The 20,660-nt window shown below is 42.9% G+C and carries 15 protein-coding genes and 1 pseudogene; 8 read left to right on the top strand and 8 right to left on the bottom strand.

Annotated features, from left to right (window positions below; translation table 11 throughout):
• Positions 1 to 403 precede the first annotated feature (403 nt).
• The 3 genes from ACTIE0_RS07760 to ACTIE0_RS07750 all read right to left on the bottom strand — a co-directional run bounded on the left by ACTIE0_RS07760 (position 404) and on the right by ACTIE0_RS07750 (position 4,110).
• Positions 404 to 2,554 carry a DEAD/DEAH box helicase gene (locus ACTIE0_RS07760; RefSeq protein WP_006669444.1) on the bottom strand — a complete coding sequence of 717 codons (2,151 nt, stop codon included), beginning with the start codon at positions 2,552 to 2,554 and terminating at the stop codon, positions 404 to 406.
• A 418-nt stretch (positions 2,555 to 2,972) separates the two neighbouring features.
• Complete coding sequence (locus ACTIE0_RS07755; protein ID WP_006620542.1) at positions 2,973 to 3,665, bottom strand: Mo-dependent nitrogenase C-terminal domain-containing protein; 693 nt, start codon at positions 3,663 to 3,665, stop codon at positions 2,973 to 2,975.
• Positions 3,666 to 3,810: 145 nt separating this feature from the next.
• Positions 3,811 to 4,110, bottom strand: a complete 300-nt coding sequence (locus ACTIE0_RS07750; RefSeq protein ID WP_006619075.1) for a 30S ribosomal protein PSRP-3 — start codon at positions 4,108 to 4,110, stop codon at positions 3,811 to 3,813.
• 96 nt (positions 4,111 to 4,206) lie between these two features.
• Between ACTIE0_RS07750 and ACTIE0_RS07745 the strand changes: the two genes are divergently transcribed.
• The 7 genes and pseudogenes from ACTIE0_RS07745 (at position 4,207) to ACTIE0_RS07715 (ending at position 14,450) form a co-directional block, all read left to right on the top strand.
• Complete coding sequence (locus ACTIE0_RS07745; protein ID WP_006669445.1) at positions 4,207 to 4,980, top strand: TIGR01548 family HAD-type hydrolase; 774 nt, start codon at positions 4,207 to 4,209, stop codon at positions 4,978 to 4,980.
• Positions 4,981 to 5,146: 166 nt separating this feature from the next.
• Complete coding sequence (locus tag ACTIE0_RS07740) at positions 5,147 to 9,610, top strand: PAS domain S-box protein (RefSeq protein ID WP_006669446.1); 4,464 nt, start codon at positions 5,147 to 5,149, stop codon at positions 9,608 to 9,610.
• On the top strand, positions 9,610 to 11,115 hold the full coding sequence (locus ACTIE0_RS07735; RefSeq protein ID WP_006669447.1) for an endonuclease/exonuclease/phosphatase family protein: 1,506 nt from the start codon (positions 9,610 to 9,612) through the stop codon (positions 11,113 to 11,115). Before ACTIE0_RS07740 ends, ACTIE0_RS07735 begins: the two co-directional genes overlap by 1 nt.
• A gap of 164 nt (positions 11,116 to 11,279) precedes the next feature.
• Complete coding sequence (locus ACTIE0_RS07730) at positions 11,280 to 13,076, top strand: two-component system response regulator (protein ID WP_006669448.1); 1,797 nt, start codon at positions 11,280 to 11,282, stop codon at positions 13,074 to 13,076.
• Positions 13,077 to 13,138: 62 nt separating this feature from the next.
• The gene (locus tag ACTIE0_RS07725; RefSeq protein WP_006669449.1) at positions 13,139 to 13,606 is read left to right on the top strand and encodes a response regulator; all 468 of its coding nucleotides are present in this window, start codon (positions 13,139 to 13,141) and stop codon (positions 13,604 to 13,606) included.
• 136 nt (positions 13,607 to 13,742) lie between these two features.
• The gene (locus ACTIE0_RS07720; protein ID WP_006669451.1) at positions 13,743 to 13,955 is read left to right on the top strand and encodes a hypothetical protein; all 213 of its coding nucleotides are present in this window, start codon (positions 13,743 to 13,745) and stop codon (positions 13,953 to 13,955) included.
• Positions 13,956 to 14,093: 138 nt separating this feature from the next.
• Positions 14,094 to 14,450, top strand: a pseudogene (locus ACTIE0_RS07715) (sensor histidine kinase).
• Here the strand turns inward: ACTIE0_RS07715 and ACTIE0_RS07710 are convergent.
• Positions 14,447 to 14,914, bottom strand: coding sequence for an acyl-CoA thioesterase (locus ACTIE0_RS07710; RefSeq protein ID WP_006620551.1), 468 nt, complete (start codon positions 14,912 to 14,914; stop codon positions 14,447 to 14,449). The pseudogene ACTIE0_RS07715 and the gene ACTIE0_RS07710 overlap by 4 nt on opposite strands.
• A gap of 120 nt (positions 14,915 to 15,034) precedes the next feature.
• On the opposite strand from ACTIE0_RS07710, the gene ACTIE0_RS07705 reads away from it, so the two are divergent.
• Complete coding sequence (locus tag ACTIE0_RS07705; RefSeq protein ID WP_006620552.1) at positions 15,035 to 15,886, top strand: universal stress protein; 852 nt, start codon at positions 15,035 to 15,037, stop codon at positions 15,884 to 15,886.
• Positions 15,887 to 15,933: 47 nt separating this feature from the next.
• Here ACTIE0_RS07705 and argC read toward each other — a convergent pair whose 3' ends face one another.
• From argC to ACTIE0_RS07685, 4 genes are all read right to left on the bottom strand, one after another.
• Complete coding sequence (gene argC, locus ACTIE0_RS07700; protein ID WP_006620553.1) at positions 15,934 to 16,965, bottom strand: N-acetyl-gamma-glutamyl-phosphate reductase; 1,032 nt, start codon at positions 16,963 to 16,965, stop codon at positions 15,934 to 15,936.
• Between the two features lie 124 nt (positions 16,966 to 17,089).
• Positions 17,090 to 18,262, bottom strand: a complete 1,173-nt coding sequence (locus ACTIE0_RS07695) for a group II intron maturase-specific domain-containing protein (RefSeq protein ID WP_235720226.1) — start codon at positions 18,260 to 18,262, stop codon at positions 17,090 to 17,092.
• Positions 18,263 to 19,071: 809 nt separating this feature from the next.
• Entirely contained in the window at positions 19,072 to 20,265 is a 1,194-nt protein-coding gene (locus ACTIE0_RS07690; RefSeq protein WP_006669453.1) for a glycosyltransferase, read from the bottom strand.
• A gap of 266 nt (positions 20,266 to 20,531) precedes the next feature.
• Positions 20,532 to 20,660: transposase (locus ACTIE0_RS07685; RefSeq protein ID WP_439516875.1), on the bottom strand; the 129-nt coding region annotated here is incomplete at its 5' end.

The following is a 20,660-nucleotide window of genomic DNA, read 5'->3' as shown; positions in this document are numbered from 1 at the left end:
TATAATTCACCACAGAACCCCAGAGGGCGGGTTTATTTATCTTCGGGTGGGGAGATATAATTCACCGCAGAACCCCAGAGGGCGGGTTTATAGGGCGGGTTTATTCATCCTCAGCGCGTGGGGAGATATAATTCACAGCAGAACCCCAGAGGGCGGGTTTATAGGGCGGGTTTATTTATCTTCGGGTGGGGAGATATAATTCACAGCAGAACCCGCCCCTACATTGTACACAGAGGCAATCATCAACAACTGAAAGCGGAAGATAGAGGGCGGGTTTATTTATCTTCGGGTGGGGAGATATAATTCACCGCAGAACCCGCCCCTAGATTATACATAAAGGGTTGGGTTTAACTGTGGTTTCAGCCAACCGAAATCTCTGGTGATAATTGGTGGTGATAAAAATTTATTCATCATCTCCCTGTTTGCGTTTAAGACTGCGCTGATTAAAGGCTCGGAATGAGAAATTAGGGTATTGATTAATCGCGGTTTTCAGCTCATCGAAAATTGCAGAATCTAGCCCCGTGACAACACACCAAACTCGCGATCGAGTTAAAGCGACAAAGGCTTCGTTTCGCTTGTGCAATTCAGTTTCGTTCTTCCAGCTCATAGGTTCTGTAGCGTATTGAAATCGGCAGGCGTAGACTTTCCATGCTTCATTTCCTTTAGCACGGGCAATTCCTGATACAGTGACGCAACCTGCTTTTCGGAAAATATCCGGCGCTCTTCGATAATCTACGTCGGTATCGACTCCGGCGATCGCACTGGGAACTCCCCCATGTTGCAACGCCGTTTTCATATCTTGTAAGTATTGTTTTTCGTAGTTTCCTGACAAAGCGACGACAATAATATCCCAAGGGTTAAAACCAGCATCTAAGTCAGCTTTAACTTGTTTTGCAATCCACTGTTGTTCCTCTTGTTCTGCAGAAAATGTTTTAACAGATAGCAATGAACCCACTGAGTCTATTGTTTTAAATGAACCAGAATCAACCGGATGCGGGCTTTCCGTTAGAGTGCGGGTAATTGTCACCATTTTGCCAGCAGCAACACTGGCATCGCTGAAATCGCCACCAATGACTTCATATCCCAAATCTTGCCAGTTTTTTTGGTTAGTAACGCCCTGCAATGCTCCACCGGGACGGAATAAACCCATGTTTAAAGCGTGGGCAGTCATCAAGAGTTGTCGGGGAGTGCGATAGCAGCGTTTCATCTTGTGGGTTTTTAATATCCCACCCGGATAACTACCGCTCACGTCAACTAACAATTTGCCATTAGCATCGCGCCCGAACATTTGTTCAGAAGTTGGAATTATTAAAGAACCGATTCCCTGAGCTTCGTCATAGGCCCAATAAATTCGCTGTGGAACACTCAGGGTTTGCAGCGCGAGTTGATAAAAACTTGGGGGTAAGTCTTGACCTTCATCAATAAGCAAGCAATCATACAGTACGGGGATTGAGTCCGCTTTGTTTTGAAGTTCGGTGCAAATAAAGTCGAAAACTTCGGTGACTGCTTCGGATTTACCCAATTTCTTCACCTCTCGCAATGCGCTGTTGAGGTCCCGAGGTGTTACACCACATTTTTTCGCTAGGCGGTAGTAAAATCCATCTCTATACTTTCCACCCCAAGCGTGTAAAATTTTGACTTTTTTCCAATTTATTTCGGCTTGGTCTGGGTGCATCTCTCGGTGATACAGATCTGCTAATTCGATCATCTGGTCGTAGAGCGATCGCGTGAAGAAAACCAAGGCAATATCCCATTCTGGATGTCGGATGTGCATTTTGGCTAGGCGCTTTGCCAGCAGCACCGTTTTACCCGTACCCGCCAAACCGCGAAGTCGCTGTGGCCCTTCGGGAATTTCAAAAGCAATTTTCTTTTGGGTACTGTCGAGAACTTTGAGTTTTGATTCAACCTCATGAATTGCAAATACAGGACTTTCTTTGGGCGTATTGCTGGGAATAGAGCGGGCGGGCTTTGAAGGTAAAGTTCCTCCCAGAACAGCATAAATATTTTCCCATTCATCTTCTCCATATTGTGGCTGCTTTTGTGCCTCGGCAATTTTCTGGAAATAACGACTGATTGCTGTGGGTGTCAAATCTTCTTTTAAGAGTACAACTCCTGGATGACTTACTAAATAATTGAATCCACGCTTTTTCCATTCTTCTTGATTGACATTCGGCAAAACAACTCGAAAATGAAACCTCAATTTTCCTCGCGTTTCCCGTCTGACATTAAGTTTGTTTTGAATGGCAAACATTTGGTCTTCGGCTTGCGAAACGGGCGTTTCGATGTGGCTGTGCCAATTTTTCATTTTCCATTCGTAACCTTCAATGGATTCAATGTTATTGATTGATAACCCTTGGCATTCTAGAATCCATAATCCGGTCAGTTGGTGTAAGATTAAAAAATCTGGCTCTCTCATCAAATTCCCAGTCCGACTAAAAATTGGATAGCGATAGTATGCTTCCCCTGGGTCTGAACTGAAGGCTCTCTTGAGCCAATTCCACAACTGATTTTGAGCGGAATTATTGTCGATTGGTTCGTATGGATGAAATTCCATGTTTTGATGCAATTAAATGTTTAAATTTGATGGTCGCTGGCGACATAAGCCACTACCAGGCGATCGCTTTCTTACAACTCTCGAAGAAAATCGAAGTCATCCGATTCAAATAGGTGAAGAACATTTTTAGCGCCAGTTATGGCTACATACAGTTCCCACATAGCCTAATGATATCATTATTGTATATATCTATACTATAGATGATAACTTTTGTTACGAAATGTTACTATGTTTTTACAAGCCAGCCTGTGATATACATTGTCTCAAATATTAATTTAATGTTAAGATTTAGTCTCGGATCTATGTTGGGTGCGACTGTGGTTTCCGCCAACCGAAAAATTTGATTAGTCGGGTGGGGAGTCAGAATGAGGCAATCATCAACAACTGAAAGCGGAAGATAATTGCCTCTGGTGATTAGCTAACAATACTTGGAGATATCCTCGTGACACTCATCAGCCAGATAAGATAAAGCCCGAAAGCGTAACCCTACTAATTGCTCATAGAGGGGGTTAATCTTGCACATGGGGGGGATATGAACAATTTTGTGACCAAAGAGCTTAATATCCCTTTCAAAAGGACACTGAGGAGGAACCATTTTACAAATGAATTTGGCTACTTTGGGGTCATGTAGTTGCCAGTCATCTAGCCAATGCTTGACGGGAGCTAAAACATCTATATGATGGTGATGATGTGCTGGGCGCTTGGGTTCCTTGGGTTCTTTGCAGTAACCTTCTGATAGATCTTCTAAGGTGTGTCTGAGGGAGTCTAAGACTTTGACTTGTAAACCCAAGGCTTCACAAAACTGGTGGAGAAGGTCATCTTCACAGACTGAATAAATGCCGTCAGCCAGCGCGACCATGACGGCGGTTCGCATGAAGTTCTCGGCGAGAATTGGGTTGGGTCCTAAGACTTCTGCTAATTCCTGGGGAGAAATGGGTTCGAGGGTGTTAACATCGATATCTGTTGCGAGGATGTCATGGGTGATGCTGGCAATTAATTCCTGTTCCTCCTCTTGAAACTGACCGTCAGCCCAAGCTAAGGCTAGTAGGCCTCTCATCCAGGCGAGAGTCTGTTGGCTGCTGTATTGGGTGGATTCAGCGATGCTATTCATTGGTTATCCTAGCGCTCGATGTTTCCAGTTTAACTTAGCCGATCGCTCAAAAAAAAGTATATACAATGTTACAAACAGAGCAAAAGCCTACAACCGAATGCTGTAGGCTCAAACTCGCTATAATGTTAAGAACTGTCGCGCGCTATCAACTGCTTCCGGTGAAAATGACTTCGGGGAATTTGGATTGAGCCTCACCAAGGGGCCGCCGCCTGCCTTCCTCTTGCCAGTAGTTGATGACTTCGGTAGCTTTATTGAGTAACTCAATGCGCTCGACATCATTGATCCAGCGCTTGGACTCTAGTTCATTTTTGAGTTCTTCCCAGGCATCCTTGCGTGGCCAGAAAAAGTAGGAGGTCAGTGGACTACTCCCTTTCCCTACTACTTGGTCAACAGCCAGCGCGACGTTATCATCGAGCCAGAGAACTTTTAGAATGAATCTTGACAATTACACCTCCGGGCTAATTTGAGTTAATTGCAAAAAATACACAACACTCGATTATATCGCAGTATCTCTCGTTTGTAACATTTTTGATGGGTTGACATGAAGGCTATTGTAATTTTTGATATTGATGGGGTAATTCGAGACGTGGGAGGGTCCTATCGTCGGGCGATCGCAGATACGGTAGAACTTTTTACTAAATCCTATCGCCCTACGGTGTCAGATATCGATCGCCTCAAGTCTGAAGGGGTTTGGAATAATGACTGGGAAGCCTCCAGGGAGTTGATTTATCGCTATTTTGAGAGTCAGGGTCAAAATCGCGATGCCATTAACCTGGACTATGGGCAAATTGTAGCCTTTTTCCAATCCCGCTATCAGGGACCAGACCCAGATAATTGGACGGGTTACATTTGTTCTGAACCCCTGTTGTGTACCCCCGAATATTTCCAGCAGTTAACCGATAATGCGATCGCCTGGGGGTTTTTTAGCGGAGCCATGCGAGATGAGGCATTATATGTATTACAGGGGAAACTAAATCTGCCTAATATTGCCCTAATTGCTATGGAAGACGCACCGGGAAAACCAGACCCCACGGGGTTGCTGGCTGTCGTGGGTCAATTGGAACCCCCAGAGTCCCCAAAACCTGTGATTTATGTGGGTGACACGGTGGCGGATATGTACACAGTCGCTAAAGCACAGCAACAGGACAGCACGCGGACTTGGGTGGGTGTGGGTGTATTACCTCCCCATGCTCAAGAAACTACGGAGAGTATAGCATCCTACACCCAGACGCTGAAAAAAGCCGGAGCGACTCAAGTGGTCAATGGCGTACAACAACTAACACCAGAGGTGATTTTCCGGTTAATTGCTGAGTAGTTTCGTCCCACAGCGGCTAGTTTCTGTCCGATTCATCGCTAATCAGGCTACACTAGATGATAATACCAAATTTTAATATCAAACTCTGTTAAAGCCTGCATCTACAATATAAGTCCAGCATCTTGATTTGAATCGGCCGAGTTGGTTAAACTTCTATTAAACTGTGATGGTTACTCAGACAATTTATCCATCGAGTCCAGAATTTCAGCAAGCTATTATTCATTGTGCTGATATTGCTATCATTGCGACCGATCGCAATGGTATGGTTTGCACATTTAATCGCGCGGCGGAAAACCTCCTAGGATATACAGCCTCCGAGGCGATCGACCATATTCACTGGACGGAATTTCATCACCAAGACCACAGAAATACTCGCCACACTGACCAAAAAGAACAGCTACATCAAACCCTCATAGAGCGCGTAATTTTAGGGGAAACTGACGAACAGCAACACACCTATATTCGCCGTGATGGTACTACTGTGGTTGTGTCTCTGTTGATCAGCGGCGTGAGAGACGCAAATGGGGAATTGATCGGATTTTTGGCAATGGTTCGACCACTAGCACCAGAAGCGATCGACACCCAAAAACAGCGACAGCAGTTTCTGCATAATCAACAACAGGCACAAATGGAACTGGCTCGGTCTTGGGAATTTTATCACGGAGATATTGACCAAGCCTTTGAGACCCTGACTCGTATTGCTGCCCGCACTTTGCAAGTAAGTAGAGCGAGTATATGGTTTTATACACCATACCATAATGCCATTGAGTGTGTCAAGTTATATGAGCAGGAAAAAGACTGCTATTCTCAGGGGAGCAAGCTGGAAGCTACCGACTATCCGAGCTATTTTTCCGCCCTAGAAACTACAGAGAGAATTGTGGCAGTAGATGCCCAAAATCACCCCAGCACTAGGGAATTTACCGCCGCCTATCTTCAGCCTCTGGATATTAGGTCTATGTTAGATATTCCCATTCATTTGGGAGGGGAAACTATCGGGGTTCTGTGTTTAGAAAATCAGGGAGAGGTGATTAATTGGGATCTGCAACAACAGAACTTTGCCACCTACCTAGCAGACTGGGTAACTCTAGCTTTGGAGGCTCATGAAAGGGCGATCGCTCAAAGGTCTCTACACCAAAGCCAAAAGCGACTACAAAATATCCTTGATCACGCTCCCGCCATAATTTACATGAAAGACGATGGCGGACGCTATCTCCTAGTGAACCGAGAGTATGAAAAGCGATTTAATTTGCACCGTGATCAGGTGCTGGGTAAAACTGATTATGATTTGTTTCCCCCAGAAATCGCCCTAGCTTTTCAATCGGCTGATACAGCTTTATTAGAGACTCAAGAACCTATCCAATGGGAAGAAGAAATCCGGTTTAATGACAGCTTAAAAACCTACCTATCTAATCGTTTTCTGTTAGAAGATGATACCGGAAAAACAGCAGCTATTTGCTGTCTGGCTACAGATATCACCAACCAAAAACTTTCCGAGGTGGCTTTGCTGGAAAGCGAAGCGACTAACCGAGCCTTATTAAATGCCATTCCTGATTTAATTCTTCAATGTCAGAGGGATGGCACAATCGTTGATGTGAAACCACCCCATAACAGTTCTGACTGGATGTTACCAGAATTATTATTAGGTAGAAATATCCTAGATATTTTGCCTGATGAAGTTGGTAATAATCTCCAAGATGCTCATAATCGCGCTTTATTTTTCTCGGAAATTCAAGCCATTGAATATCAATTACCTGTCAAGAATGGAGAGGAATGGAGGCAATATGAAACCCGCATTATCCGTGGCAACTCCCAAACAGTCATTTGCATAATTAGGGATATTACCGAACACAAACGAGCCACGGCTGAGTTAGCACTTCGCGTACAATTAACGGCTCTCAAATCTGAGGTAGGGTTTGCGATAACTCGTGGGGGTAGTTTATCGGAAGTTATGACTAATTGTGCTAAGACTTTGGGGAATTATTTTGATGATACGATTACTTGTATTTGGGCGATAAATCATGCCAATACTTTACTAGAATTACAAGGTATTGATGGTTTGGATAATCCCCCAGCAAATTTGGCTTTTATTACAGTTGGTTCTCAGCCAATAGGGGTAATAGTGAGTAAACAACAATCGATTTTGAGCTTCGATTTATGCCATGATGCTTGGGGTGAGGATTTTGCCACTATTACCCAGCAAGGTTTAACTAATTTTGTCGGGTATCCGTTAATTGTTGACGGTGCTTGTGTGGGGGTAATGGGTTTATTTAGTCGGGAATTATTGACTAAGCAAGTTTTGGAAACTTTGGCGGTAATTGCTAATCAAATGGCGGTGGTTATTGAATTTAAAAAAGCGGTGGAAGCGTTACAAAGTCGTGAGGAACAATTAAAATTGGCTCTGGAAGGTAGTTCTTTGGGTTTATGGGATTGGAATATCTCGACCGGAGAAGTATATTTTGACCCACAATGGCAACGAATGTTAGGATATGAACCACAGGAAATTGATAATACTTTCCAATCTTGGAAACAATTAATTCACCCCCATGATCAAAAACGAGTTGTGGAGGCTTTAAATGATTCTATGAAGGGTCGCCGCCATGTTTATGAGGTGGAAATGCGAATGCTAAATAGTTCCCAAAAATGGCAATGGATGCTGTCTCGTGGTAAGATATTTAAATGGGATGAACAAGGACGACCCCTGCGAATGACGGGGACTTATAAAGATGTTAGCGATCGCAAACAAGCCGAAATTGAACTATTGCGGGTTAAGGCGGCGGTAGATAGCAGCAGTGATGCTATTGTGATTACAGACCTGGAAGGAAAAGCACTATATTTGAATCGCGCCTTGATTGAAAGTTACGGCTATACTGTGGAAGAATTAAATGCGATCGGTGGACCGATTAAACTTTATATTTCTACCCGGGTTGGTAATAATATTTTGTCTTCTCTGCAAAATTTGCGATCGTGGAGTGGGGAAGTTGGGATTAAAACTCGCTATGGGGTGATTATTCCTAATTTAGTCCGTGCTGATTGTATTTTTGACACAGCAGAAAATCCCATTGGATTAATTATTGTACATACCGATATTACCGAGCGACGACGAGCCGAGGAAACTCTCCAACAAAAGTTACTACAGGAAAGATTTGTCGGTATTATGTTGGAGCGGATACGCTCATCTTTGAATTTACAAGAGGTCCTGCAAACTGCGGTGGAGGAAGTCCGCTATTTCTTGCAGGTCGATCGCACAGTGATTTATCAGTTTAATGCCGATTGGACTGGCTTTATTGCGGTGGAGTCGGTGGGTTCAGAATGGATGGCTTTGCAGGGTTTAGATATTCGTGATGAGTGTTTTGAGTCTTCCCATGCGCGGTTGTATGAAGATGGCAGAACTAGAGCGATCGCTGATATTTATAATGCTAATTTAACTCGTTGTCATGTGGGACTTTTGGAAGGTTTACAGGTGAAAGCTAATCTGGTAATTCCCATTTTGCAACCGAAAAATGTGGCAAAAGACAATAGTAAACTTTGGGGATTATTAATTGCTCATCAATGTCGGGATACTCGCAAGTGGCAAGCCTTTGAGATTTCTAGCCTTAAACAAATTGGCGTGCAATTGGCGATCGCTCTCCAACAATGCAGCCTCTTTGAACAGGTACAAATGGAACTGGCTGAACGGAAACAGGCGGAAGAGGCTCTCCAAAGATCCGAGGCGAGAGAACGACGCAAGGCTAAACAGCTTGCTACTACTTTGCAAGAGCTGAAGAGTACCCAGGCGCAAATTATCCAAAGTGAAAAAATGGCATCTTTAGGACAGTTAGTGGCTGGGGTGGCTCATGAAATTAACAATCCGATTAGTTTTATTTACGGTAATGTTAATCCGGCTCGACAATATTTAGCCGATTTATTAGATTTGTGTGAATTATATCAGCAGGTTTATCCCGAAACTCATCCCGATATTCAAGATAAGATTGAGGAAATCGATCTGGAGTTTATTAAGGAAGATTTTGGTAATATTTTAGAGTCCATGCAACGGGGAGCCGAGCGGGTCACTAAAATTGTTTTATCTTTGCGAAATTTTGCTAGACTTGATGAGGCTAAAATCAAAAAAGCCGATATTAATGAAGGCTTGGAAAGTACGATCATGATGCTACAAGGTCGCTTTAATATGGTTGCCAAAAAATGCCAAATTGAACTTATTAACCATTGGGGGGATTTGCCGAGAATTGAATGCTTTGCTAGTGAAATCAATCAGGTATTTCTGAATTTATTAAATAATGCGATCGATGCTTTGGAAGACCGGATAAAAGTGGATAGAGACTTTATTCCTACCCTCACCGTCAGCACTTTACCTGTTCATCATCCTAAGTCTGGTAATGTGGGGGTAAAAATCGAAATTGCTGATAATGGTCTGGGAATACCCCAGGAAATACAGTCGAAAATTTTTGATCCATTTTTTACGACTAAATCTGTGGGACGCGGCACAGGTTTGGGTTTATCTATTGCTCATAAAACTATTGTTGAGCAACATGGTGGTTATCTCGAATGTGACTCCCAAGAAAATGTCGGCACTACCATGATAATTAGACTGTTTAATAATTATCTTGATCAGCGAATGTCTAAGGTGGAATAATGATGACAATTGATATAGTGCTTTTAATCAATGCTATTGATGATTTGGAACCTCCCTTTGCCAATTTTTTAGAAACTGCTGAAGTGATGATTACAGTAGCTTCAAGTTCATCGGAAAATTGGCGCGTTGAATGGTTACAGGTTGAAGACGGTATCCCCCCAAATACCATGGCGGCTATTGATACTATTGGGGATATTTGTAGTGACTTTCAATGGCGACCACAAGCCATGAGAGTGATTTATTACTGGGAGGGTAGACCCACAGAATGTCAGCCAAACTCCACCAGTTTGACAACGGCGATTAATCAAGCGATCGCATCATGTAAACTCCATGATGTGACTATTTATATTAACCGCCAAAGTTCCCTAAGTCAAGACTTAATAGACACAGCATATAATCGTCTAGCCGAGGCAACTGGGGGACAGACCTGGGGGGAGGAAAATGCGATCGCTAGTTGGGCAATATTTCTGGAATATTTAACCTTTCACAAACCCGTAAAATCCCCAGCAATTCTCAGATCCAAAACCTTAAAAATAGGCACATTTAACCTATATAACTTAGTTTTACCCAATCGAACTTATTACGAAACTCGACAATATACCCCAGAACTTTACCACCAAAAAAAGACCTGGATTTCTCATCAGTTAGCAACCATGCAAGCCGACATCATCGGATTTCAAGAAATCTTTGACCCCGAAGCACTACAAGAAATTCTCGCCGCCACCGAATCCTATCATAACGCTCATTTAATTACCACGAATCCCACTCGTGATAAACCCGTAGTAGGTCTCTGTTCCAAATTACCAATTATCTCCTGGCAAATTTATGATAAATTCCCCCCAGAGTCTCAAATAGATATAGAAGGAACTATGATTCCCATTAACCATTTTTCGCGACCTGTGTTAGCAGTTAATATTCAACTACAAGACAGCCTACAGTGTACGGTTTTTGTTGTGCATCTAAAATCCCAGCGTCCCCAAATTCCCGAAGGAGTAGATAGCCAAGATCCCGTAGAAAAAGCCAAAGGAAAAGTCAGGTCTTTACTGCGTCGATCCGCCGAAGCTACTGCTTTACGATGTATTATGCTCAAGACTTGGAGCCATAGCCAAAATCCGATTATTATTTTAGGAGATTTTAATGATAGTGATTTAGCCATTACCACCAAAATTATGGCGGGGGATATTTCTTGGAAAAAAACCCGATTTAAACCAAACCACAACCATGATGAGTTACAGCTTTATAGTGTCAAAGATATTCAGGCTAGGCAAAGTTACCGAGACTGCTACTACACTTATATGTATAATGGTTATTATGAAACTCTCGATCATATTTTGGTTAGTCAAGAATTAGTTTTAGAAAACTCCCGCCAAGTTGGGAAGGTTAGTTATGTTGCCTTATTCAACGATCACCTTGTAGACCAAAGCCTAAGTGATGAATCAATAGAACCCTGGAAGTCAGATCATGGACAGGTGGTGGCGACAATTCAATTAAATGGCTATTCTTGATAACACTGTGGTATCTTGGTGTCTGTTTGGCGTATCGCTACCCAAATAAGCAACATATACCCAAAAAACAACTGGGTTGAGTACAATGTTAATATTTCCTATTTATCAATCCCTTGACCATGGGGGTTCAATAGCTTACCCCACAACCTAGACTAAAATACATTATGAGTTATAAACAGTCAAATAACCACCAAGAATCAGATATTTTGATTGTTGATGATACGCCAGGAAATTTGCATCTACTGTCGCGCATTCTTAGAAAAAAAGGGTATCAAGTTCGTGAGGCGATCGACGGCAAAACGGCACTAGAGGAGGTCAATAATAAGTTACCCGATTTAATCCTGCTGGATATTATGATGCCTGATATAGATGGTTATACAGTTTGTAATCAGCTTAAATCCGATCCTAATACAGCAGAAGTACCCATAATTTTTCTGAGTGCTTTGGACGATATTTTTGACAAGGTGAAAGCCTTTGAAAGTGGTGGAGTAGACTATATCAGTAAACCCTTTCAGTTTCAGGAAGTCTTAATCAGGGTAAAAAATCAACTAACTCTCCGGCGAACTCAACAGCAATTACAAATTTTAAATACCCAACTAGAAGCAAGAGTTGAACAGCGAACTAAAGAATTAGAAATTGCTAACAGTAAACTCCGGGATATGGCTTTTCGTGATGAGTTAACTAATTTACCAAATCGAGCCTTATTTTTGGAACGTCTGGCTGATGGTATTGACATCAAACAGCAATATCCTAACTATCAGTTTGTGGTGTTGTTGCTAGACTGCGATCGCTTTAAAATGATTAACGAATCCCTCGGACATTCCGTAGGTGATCAACTATTAGTCGCTATTTCCAAACGTCTAAAATCCCTGCTAAAACCGGAAGACACCCTGGCTCGTTTAGGAGGCGACGAATTTGCGATTATGGTTAATAAAATCGAGGATATGGCGGAAGCCAAAACCATTGCTCAAAAAGTTATTGATAGTTTTTCCCATCCTTTTGTCTTGCCAAATCAAGAAGTATTTATCAATGTAAGTATTGGCATATCTTTGTCACATTTAGATTATCAAAAACCGGAACATATACTACGAGATGCAGATACAGCCATGTATCGAGCCAAAGACTTAGGCAAAGGTCAATATCATATATTTGACCCGAGTATGCACCACCATGTTTCGGAAAAGCTGCAACTTGAAAACGATTTAAGGCGAGCCATTACTAATAATGAATTTCTAGTTTATTATCAACCCATAATCCATCTAAAAACCGGAAAAATCGCAGGTTTTGAAGCCTTAATTAGGTGGCAACATCCCACCAAAAAATTAATTCCCCCCGTCTTATTTATTCCCATAGCCGAAGAAACAGGTTTAATTAACGCCATTGGTTATTTAGTGTTAAAAAGTGCTTGTGAGCAATTCAGAAGCTGGCAAGAAAATAAACTTATTAATGATTCGATGTTTATCAGTGTGAATGTATCCGCGAGACAGTTTGCTAATATGGAGCTAAGTCAGCAAATACAACAAATTTTAGAAGCCACCAAACTAGATCCCCATTGCTTAAAATTAGAAATAACAGAAAGCGCAATTATGGATAACCCGAAAACAGCAGTAGCTATTCTGGAAGGTTTTAAAAGCCAAAATGTCCGACTAAGTATTGATGATTTTGGCACGGGATACTCTTCTTTAAGTTATCTGCATAATTTCCAAGTTGACACTCTTAAAATCGACAAATCTTTTGTGCAAAGAATGGATAATAATGGTTCAAGTTGCGGCTTAGTTCCCGTGATTGTTAACATTGCAAAAACCATGAAAATGGGGGTAATTGCTGAGGGTGTAGAAACCCCCGAACAACTGTCATTATTGAGAAGTTTAGAATGTGAGTTTGCACAAGGTTATTTATTTTCTCCACCGCTACCCGAAAGTTCATTGCTCGATTTAATCTCCGGAAATCTAACATGGTAAATAATTTCGCTAGTTTTAACTCCTAAATAATCAATACTTAAAACTATTAAAAGCCATGAATTATGAATAATCATAATTTTGCATCAGCCGATATCTTAATAGTTGATGATGTCCCAGAAAATATTAGGTTATTATCAACTATGTTAATGGAGTTTGGATTTCGGGTGCGGAAATCTATTAACGGTAAGATGGCACTCATGGCAGTTAATGCCTTAAAACCGGACTTAATTTTACTTGATATCAATATGCAGGGTCTCAATGGTTATCAAGTTTGTCAAGCCTTAAAAAACAATCCAGAAACTTCGGAAATTCCGATTATTTTGGTGAGTGCTATTAATCAAATTGAAGATCAAGTTAGGGCTTTTCAAGTGGGAGGAGTGGATTATATCACGAAACCTTTTCAAGTAGAAGAGGTGATGGCGAGGATTAACAATCAACTAAAAATCCCAAATCTGCCAAAAGATAGATTTACAGCTTCAAAATCAGCAACTAAAAGCGACCCAAAAGCAGTTAGCAGCCACCCAAGTTGAACTAATCCAAAAGCAGACAATGGTAGCCTTAAATCAATTATTAGCAGGGATTTTTCATGAACTTAATAATCCGATTAATTTCATTGCTGGCAACCTTGAACCTGCCTATCAATATTGTTAAGATATCATTGAGTTAATGAATTTATATCGACAAGAATATCCCCATCCTTCCCCCAGGATTTTAGACCTAGCAGAAAAACTGGAACTAGATTTTGTTTTAGAGGATCTTCGGAACTTAATTAGATCCATGAAAACAGGGATAAAACGGATTTATCAAATCATGTTAGCTTGGCGAATTTTCTGCCGCACCACCAATGAAGCAGATATGAAATCGATTGATTGGCATTAATCTATCAACAGCATTTTGCATTTAATAAAGCATAGATTGCAGGGAAACGATGATACTGTTGATATTCAAGTTATTAATAAACAGGCGAAAAATTTGCCGAAAATTAACGGTTATCACGGCTTAATTAATCAAGTATTTATGCACCTAATTAATAATGCTATTGATAGCTTAATATCTGCTCAAAATCAAGGGGATGATTCCGACTGGGTTCCGACTATTTGGATAACCACAGAACAAGTTAATCCTAACCGGGTAGCGATTCGGATTCGTGATAATGGTGTGGGAATTGCGCCGGAGTGACAATCCCGTTTATTTGACCCATTTTTCACTACTAAAACTGTGGGCAAAGGGATGGGATTAGGACTAGCTACCAGCTATCAAATTGTGGTAGAAAAACATCACGGACAGTTGATTTTATCTTCTCTTCCTGGAGAGGGGGCAGAATTTCGAGTAGAATTACCGATCGCCCCAATTTCCCAAGATAGCGTAACTTAACCATTATCGATGAGTTTAGCGATCGCCTCATTTAAAATAGGCGGCCATTGTCGTCTAATTTTACCAGTTTGGCGATCGATAACCACCAGAGTAGTAGTGGCGCTAACATAGCGTTGACTACCGTCTAGGGACTCAATCTCAAATTCCCAGGGAATGCGAACTTTTGTCAAGCCAGCAATACGATTTTTAACCTTAATGCGATCGCCCATGTGTACAAATTGATGATAGCGGATTTCCAACTCAACCACAGGCAACTCAAACCCCAAAGCCACCAACTGATCATAACCAACCCCCACAGACCGCAACGCCCCAATACGGGCCTCTTCCATCCAACCCACATAAGTCCCATGCCAAACCGCCCCCGCATAGTCAGTTTGATGTGGGAACACTTCCACCAGATACTCAAACCAATTTGAGGTCTTAGTGGGCTGATCTTGTGAACTAGGATATTCTAATCGAGACACTTTACAATTCGTTCCAAAACGCTACATTTCTACAAATTATCAGTTAATCAGCCGCTTTGTCCTAAGTTATATAATAGTGCGTTTGATAATGAGCGTTGTTTTGAATTTTGGGCAAAACCTATGATCAATAAAATTTTAGTTGCTGTTGCTGGTCGTGGACTGTGCGAAGAGATGCTAAATATGCTGATGGATTTACCATCTCTGCAACAGGCATCTATCACCCTTCTCCATGTAGTCCCCAGCCAAGTCACGGCTGAGGGAATGTCCGCCAAACTAGAAGAGGGAGGCAAAATCCTCGCCCAAGCCGTCCAATCCGTGAAAGTTGATCCTCAGCGAGTTAATCCTAGACTCAAACAAGGTGATCCCAAAGATATCGTTTGTCAGGTAGCAGACGAAGAAAACGCCGATCTAATTATTATCGGTTCACGGGGGTTAGGACGACTGCAAGCCATTTTAGAAAACTCAGTCAGTCAATACGTTTTCCAACTCACATCTCGGCCTATGCTGTTGGTCAAAGACGATACCTATATCAAGAAGCTACGGCGGGTCATGGTAGCTTACAATTCATCCCCAGAAGCCCAGGAATGCCTAAAAACGGCGATCGACTTTGTGAAAGACATCCAAGGCGGACAACTAATTATCGCCCATGTTAATAAAGATCTCAGTGGCCAATCAGCAGAAGACTACACCGCCAATGCGGAAAACGACCCAGTTTTAGCCCCGGCGGTAGCCCAAGCCAAACAAATGGGACTTAGTTATCGTTGTGTTACCGGAACCGGAAAACCCGGCCCGGAAATTTGCCGGATCGCAGAAGATATCAACGCGGATCTGCTGTTGCTGGGTTCTCCCGATCGCCGTCCCACGGTAGCCAAGAGTTTCATTGATATTGATCGCCTACTGGGGAATTCCCTATCCGACTATGTGCGAGTTTACGCCAACTGTCCAGTGTTATTAACCCGTCACGGCGGGTAAAAGTTTAGGGCGGGTGAGAGACTGATTAACCCGCCCCAGACTTAATTTTAGGGATAAAAACTCAACTGAGGTAGTCCGAGAGTTTCCGACCATCCCTTCATAATATTAAGGCATTGAACCGCCTGTCCAGCTTGACCTTTAATCAGGTTATCAATAGTAGAAATCACGATCGCCCTATCGGTGCGTTGGTCTACCTCAATACCGATATAACAAAGATTTGTGCCACAGGCCCATTTACTTTGGGGGAAAGTTCCCCCAGGTAAAACCTTAACCCAGGGAGAATTTCGGTAAAATGCCTTATAAATGGTCAGCAAATCTTCCCGCACCAAACCCGGGTCGCGCAAGTTAGCGTAAACTGTGGCCAAAATACCCCGCACCATAGGCATTAAATGGGGAGTAAACTGCACCTTCACATTATGTCCAGCCAAATCACTACAAACTTGCTCAATTTCCGGGGTGTGGCGATGGTGTCCACCAATGCCATAGGCTGAAACCGAGGCATCTGCTTCGGCCAATAACATATTAGTTTTGGCTTGTCGTCCCCCACCAGAAGCACCCGATTTAGCATCAATAATGGCACTATCAGGGACAATTAACCCCTGTTTTAATAGGGGGGATAAAGCCAACAAACTAGCGGTCACATAGCAGCCAGGACAGCCCACTAATCGCGCTGAGGCGATCGCATCTCGGTATAGTTCCGGCAAACCATAAACCGCCGTCCTAGCCACATCCAGATCAGCGCTTCTTTCTTTGTTATACCACTTGGTATAGGTATTTAAATTAGTAAACCGATAATCAGCAGACAGATCCAGAACATAACAGCCTTTTTCTAGCAGTTGCGGAGCCATTTCGCAGGCCAAACCATTCGGCAAAGATAGAAACACCACCTCACACCGACTAGCAATTTTATCCAAATCAATTGGTTCAATCATCAACTCCACCTGATGACCCAGGTGGGGATATAAACTACAAAAAGGTTTTCCGGCGCTACTTTCTCCTCCTAAATAAACAATTTCAACCAGGGGGTGATCCTGTAATAAGCGCACCAGTTGCACCCCACCATAACCTGATGCACCCACAATTCCGATAGGTGTACGTTGATTACTCAGTTAAACTAAGCAAGCCAGTCACCCAGCCTACTCGTCTCCAAAACCGTGCATGAGACTTTCACCTCACACGGCTCCTCAGAATCAAGCTATGCTGTTATACTCTGTGTTTAAGAAGGCTCACCCATTTTCCCTTATGGAAACAGCCAAACCTACAGCCACCTGTTTCTGTACCTTGCCAGTATTTTCGCCGCCAATAGTTAATAGGTTTATCCGGGTGACGACGTTTCGCCCAACTCCGCAATTTTTGGTTAATTAACCTATCTAAATTTCGGTGAATTTTGCGGTTATTAGCCCATTGATATTGACCAGACCAATCCTCAATTTTCCGATTCAGTAGGTTAATTAAATCCCCTTGACGACTGGCTTTATGGCTACTAACTATCGCCGCCAATTCTCGATAGTGTTGATGGGCAGATTCTCGACTAGGGCTGATAGTCGTATGATAGTTTAATCCCCGGCGATGATGATTTTTAAACTGGCGAATATGAAACCCCAACAGGTCAACACCCGGAGAGTTGTCGTCAACACAATTAGCCGTGTTCGTGACAGCATAGAAATCAGAAACTGGGGGAATTTCCAATTTATCTAGCCACTCACTGACGGCTTTTTGATAGGTGTTGATATTCCTCATATCACCATCTAAAATCACCATAATTTCGCCGAATCGAATCAGAGTAGTTTCCGGGTTGCCCTGTTCCCTGATTAAGCGACTCAATTGGTGGTTGAACTCGACGAGTGCGATCGCATCCAAGAAACACCCCAAAGCCCCATCAATCCGAGCCTTATTCAAAGCCATAAAGCGCGGTAAATCCGGCAACCTTTGAGCCAAGATTCTCGGTTGACCCAGCCTGGCTAAATCAACAACCCAGACAAACTTAGGGCCATTTTCCAGACTTTGAGCGATCGCTTGCAACAGTTCCCCAACCGATGAAACCCCGAAACTACTATCATCATCCAACTCCCAACGAGCCCGCCATTCCGGTTCCAAAGCCCATTGCATCAAACACTCTTGAACAGCTATAGAACCCCCATCACAAATATCACTAGCAAGATACCTCACAGAAGCCGAACGACAGAGCATTTTTTGGAGTTTACGGACCACCTTAATCTCACCCCGTTTCGAGGCGCGGTAAATCCGTTGTTGCAGCTTCCATAGACCACGTTGCCAACAGTTTCGGCGGCCTTTCATCTCCCCCTTCACCGTCAACAACGACTCATCTACGCATACCATCCTCGTCCCTATCAGACTGGCTTTAGTCTTCTTCACAGCAACTCACTCATTCAGCACAACAACTCAATTCCGTGTGTCCGTCTGCATATCCCCGATTTATAGTCGGGGCCTTCGCTTCTGACACCATCCCTCCCCTAAGCCGCCTGGAATACCCAGTTATCCGCCTTGGTTGACTACTCAGTAATAGGCTAAAAACCCACCGAGAGCAACTTAGGGGTTATCCCGTTCCGAAAATCGCTTTGGTTCCTGGCCTTAGAGTCTTCCTTTCTACCGGGGGCCCTTTGAGTGCCTAGTTATTCCCTACAGAAATAACCTGTTAACGTTGGCAACAACAACGTTTTCTCGCCCCATACATATAAGGCAGGGTATACCCGCCTAATTTGGAGTCTAACGGTAGTTCTCCCAGAAGTTCGCTTCCCTACTCATAGCCAGCTACAGGGCGCTTAAATCCCCATTTAACAGGGTTTACGCCCAATTCCCGCTTCACGGATTGATGACCAGTCGCTACCGTGGGGAACTGTTTTCACTCCCGCACTTGGAGGGTTGGACTTGGAGATTTTTTGATTCTGATACTTCCCATATTGGGACTTTTCAGATTTCCGCACCAACAAGCGATATTCAGTTGTCAAGGGTTTATATCCCCTTGCAGCCTTTCCCCCAGGGGATTTTCCCCAGTTTCAGGCTAACGGGTCGCACTATTGCATGACTCCTAACATGATTAGCTTTTGAGATAAGTCTTGTGACTTACCCAGACCTTTTAGAACCTTTGATAGAGACTTTCACATCATACCCATCCTAGTTCTGTTGCTGCATTGTAGTATCAAATTTCCCCATAGTGCAGAAGTCTATATTCGCCATCCCATTTCTGACAAGGTTTTTTTGAGCAGTTTGGCCTGGTGGGGGTTGGTTTGTTCATATAGGCTTATGGCTGTTTGAAAGGCTTTCAGACTATCGGGAATGTTGCCAATACCTAACAAAGCCGCCCCTAAATTTTGGTAGGCTTCCCCATGGTGAGGGTTAAGAGAAATCGCTTTTTGATAAGATGCGATCGCTTTTTGGGAATTTCCCATCGCCCGTAGAGTCATACCCAGATTATAGTAACCTAAGCTAAATAATGGATCAATTTCTATCGTCGTTTCATAGGCACTTTGGGCCCCTTTTAGGTGGCCCCTCTCTTTCAGCAGATTTCCCAGATTATTATAAGCCCCTATTTTTAATTGAGGGAATACATTAACTGCGATCGCCTTTTTATATTGTGCTTCCGCCGCCTCTAGTTGTCCCCTTTTGCTATAGGCAATTCCTAGGTGATAATGCAATTCATACATAGTCCCCCCCTCAATTCCAGATGCCTGCTTTAGCCCTTTTTCTAACAGGTCAATACCTGCTGAGAGTTTACCTAATTGCACATACAGAGCCCCTAATTTACTCGCTAAGTAGGGATCATCGGGATGCTGTTTTAAATAGCTTTCCATAGCTTGACAAGCCCTTTGTTGTTTATTCCTGGCGGCGATCGCATCCGTGCTATATCCATAATGAGCGATCGCTATTTCCGGAATAGAACCTATCCGCCAGTCAGGTTCCCGCCGCAAAATCTCCATCACACTATCATCAACCAAAGCATGATAAGGGCGAGAAAAATACAGATCCGGATGATTTCTAAACAGTCGCGACACCAAAGAATAAGGAGACTGCACCGCCCCTATTTCCTGTCGCACCAAGTTAATCAGCAAATAATCTTCCTGGTTAATCAAGCTCCGAATTTTCGGAATAATCCCCTCCCTTAATCGCTCATCTGCATCTAATACCAAAACCCAGTCACCTGTCACATATTTTAAACCCGCATTTCTCGCCGCCGCAAAGTCATCACACCAGCTAAACTCATACACTCTCGCCCCCATATTTTTAGCTACTTCCGGCGTTCCATCTCTAGAACCTGTATCCACCACTATCATTTCATCTACTAACTTTCCCACCGTCTGTAAACATTCCCCTAACTGATGGGCTTCATTTTTGGCAATTATACAAAAGCTAAGTTTCATCTCTATCAACTTTATCCAAAACTTTGAGTATTATTATACCCAATCTATTCCTATCTCCAAGTCCCTCTCCCCCCCTGGGAGAGGGATTGAGGGTGAGGGCAATGTATTAAGCGACTGGTGAACCAGCTGTAATTTACCCAAGTCTGGGATAATTACTACAACTTAATTAACCATTAATTGCCTACTTATTAACCCTAGATTCATCCATTTTATACTACCCAAATTCCCAGGATTTATAGCATTAGTAAAGGTGGTTAGGACGCAGCTTAGAGAAAGGAATCCATGGCATCATGGAGAGAATCAAACTGCTCAATGCAGTGGCGAATGCGGGCTTTCAACCACGACCAACATTTCTCTATCTTGTTGAGGTCTGGCGAATAAGGTGGTAGATAGAG

Source organism: Limnospira sp., from assembly GCF_051859755.1.
Classification (GTDB): domain Bacteria; phylum Cyanobacteriota; class Cyanobacteriia; order Cyanobacteriales; family Microcoleaceae; genus Limnospira; species Limnospira fusiformis.
This window is presented reverse-complemented; position numbering and strand designations above follow the sequence as displayed.